Raw genomic sequence first — 2808 nt, forward strand, 5'->3', positions numbered from 1 at the left:
CGTCAATTTCTAGCCGCGTTGAAGGCGGCGCGCGCTTCGAACCGGCTTCGGGGCGGTGCGGCCGCTGTCGCGTGCAGTTCATGAATGGAGTTTTGGGATGGACGCTATCAAGACAGACGCACCGGTGCAGAAGGAAAAGGTGGGTCGCGTCGGTGTTTTGACCCTGAATCGGCCGGCCAGCCTCAACGCGTTGGATCTGTATATGGTGCGGCTCTTCTCGGAGGCGCTCCAGGCCTGGGCAAAGGACAGTTCCGTGGTCGCGGTTGTCGTCAAGGGGGCAGGGCGGCCCGGCAAGGCCCCGGCGTTTTGCGCCGGGGGAGACATCCGCTTTCAGCGCAATGCAGCGCTGGCGAATGATCCGGTTCTCGGCACTTTCTTCGATGAGGAATACCGGCTCAATCACCTCATCCACTGCTACCCCAAGCCGTACATCGCGCTGATGGATGGCATCGTCATGGGGGGCGGGATGGGCCTGAGTCAACGCGCGTCTCTGCGGATAGTGACGGAGAACTCGACGCTCGCCATGCCGGAGACCAAGATCGGGCTGTTCCCCGATGTCGGTGGGGGATGGTTCTTGTCGCGCTGCCCGGGGCGGATCGGCGAGTATCTGGCCATCACCGGCCAGTCCGTCAATGCCGCGGACGCGATCATGTGCGGTCTGGCGGACATCCAGGTGCCTTCCAGCAAGCTGGTTGAACTGATTTCGGCGTTCACCCGGCTGGACAATGCCCCAGCGATCGACCATGCGGCGCGAGCCGATGCGATCGAGGCCGGACCATCCAAACTGGGCGCCCTCCAAGCGGAGATCGATGAGCACTTCGCCCATGGCAACATGCTCGACATCGTGGCTTCGCTTTCACGAGACTGTCGCTCCTTTGCGCGCGAAGCGCTGGCGGCCATCCGTCAAAACTCCCCCTTGATGATGAGTGTGGCGCTGGAGCAAGTGCGTCGAGCCCGATCGTTGACGTTCTCCGACGAACTTCGCACCGAGCGCGTACTGATTCACAACAGTTTCCATAGGCGTCCCGGCGCAGCCGCTGAACCCGTGGAAGGCATACGGGCCCTGGTCGTGGACAAGGATCGCAACCCCCGGTGGAGCCCCCGACGGCTGGAGGACGTCACTGGCGAAGCCGTCCAGGAATACTTCGAGAGCCCCTGGGCAGCTTCGAATCATCCGCTCGCGCAGCTGGTGGGCTGACCCCGCGTACGCAACCCGCGAATTGGCTCGAAAGCAGTTCCGGCGCGTGCCGGGGCCTCTCCGGGTATTCCCGCATTTCTCATCTGTGATCACACATATATCATCACAACATCGGGTTGGCGATCCGCTTTGTTGTTAGGCCCGCACTCTGTGGTCATCCGCTCGCCAACGGACGCCCTCGCAGTCATCCCCACCTTTGGAGACCAAGGCAAATGCTCACCACAACCCCCGCCGACGCTTGGCGGCCAGCGCCCCCGGACACCGCGGAGTCGCTGAATTCGTTGATGTTTCGGAAGTTGATGCCGCTCGTCGTGGCGGCCTATGTGATCAGCTTCCTTGATCGGACCAACATCGCGCTTGCCAAGAACTATCTGGCCGTCGATCTGGGAATCTCTGCTGCGGCTTACGGATTGGGAGCTGGGCTCTTCTTCCTGACCTATGCCCTGATGGAAATTCCGAGCAATCTGATCATGCACCGCGTCGGCGCCAGGCTGTGGATCACGCGGATCATGGTGACGTGGGGACTGCTGTCGGCCGGCATGGCCTTCGTCACCGGCGAAACGTCCTTCTACGTCATGCGCATGTTGTTGGGTGCCGCAGAAGCTGGGCTGTATCCAGGCGTGATGCTCTATCTGACCTACTGGTTCGGACGCAAGGAGAGAGCTCGCGCCACAGGTTATTTCCTGCTCGGCGTGTGCCTGGCGAATATCGTGAGCGGCCCGCTGGGCGGCTTTCTGCTGCAGATGAACGGTTTCTTTGGGTGGCACGGATGGCAGTGGATGTTCATGCTGGAGGGCCTGCCTGCAGTGTTCTTCGCGATCGTGATCTGGAAGAAGCTGCCCAATGGCCCTTCGAGTGCAAAGTGGCTGTCTCGCTCCCAGGCGCTGGACGTCGAGCGACGCCTTGCCGCCGAGCGCGCCGAGCAAGAGGAGGCTGGCCACGTAGGCCATTCGTTCAAAGGCGCGTTTGTCGATCCTCAAATCTGGCTTGCCATTTTTGTCTACTTCTGCCACCAGATCAGCGTCTATACGGTCATCTTCTTTTTGCCGGGCATCATCGGCACTTACGCGAAGCTCTCGCCCGTACAGGTCGGCCTGTTGAATTCGCTGCCATGGATCGCAGCTGCGATCGGCGCCGCAACATTGCCACGCTACGCGGACACCCCGCAGCGCGGGCGCAAGCTCTTGTTCGGCGGGTTGCTCGTMATGGCCGCCGGGCTACTGACCGCAGCGTTCGCCGGCCCCGTGATCGCACTTCTAGGCTTCAGTCTCACCGCGGCGATGTTTTTCGTCGTGCAACCAGTGATCTTCCTGTTCACCTCGTCCCGCCTCGCAGGCGTGGCTCTGGCTGGCGGGTTGGCATTGCTGAACACCTTCGGAATCCCCGGTGGTTTTGTGGGCCCTTCCATCATGGGGCTGATCGAACAATCGACTGGCCGCACCACCAACGGCCTGATCATCATCTCGGTGCTCCTGAGCGTTGCTGCGCTCGTCAGCACGAGGATGAGACAAGGACAGGAACGGACCTGACTTCAGCGCTGACATTCACCCGAGACAGCGTGCGCGGCGACCTTTTGAACGTCTCGCGCTGCCCACCTGGCTGCTTCACTC

2 protein-coding genes are annotated in these 2808 nt (G+C 61.7%); both read left to right on the plus strand.

Annotation, left to right across the window (positions count from 1 at the left end):
* Positions 1-97 precede the first annotated feature (97 nt).
* The gene (locus tag AC1DY5_RS50085) at positions 98-1198 is read left to right on the plus strand and encodes an enoyl-CoA hydratase/isomerase family protein (RefSeq protein WP_478121752.1); all 1101 of its coding nucleotides are present in this window, start codon (positions 98-100) and stop codon (positions 1196-1198) included.
* A gap of 212 nt (positions 1199-1410) precedes the next feature.
* The gene (locus tag AC1DY5_RS50090; RefSeq protein WP_478121753.1) at positions 1411-2727 is read left to right on the plus strand and encodes an MFS transporter; all 1317 of its coding nucleotides are present in this window, start codon (positions 1411-1413) and stop codon (positions 2725-2727) included.
* Positions 2728-2808 lie beyond the last annotated feature (81 nt).

It is taken from the genome of Variovorax sp. P4_D9 (genome assembly GCF_056401695.1).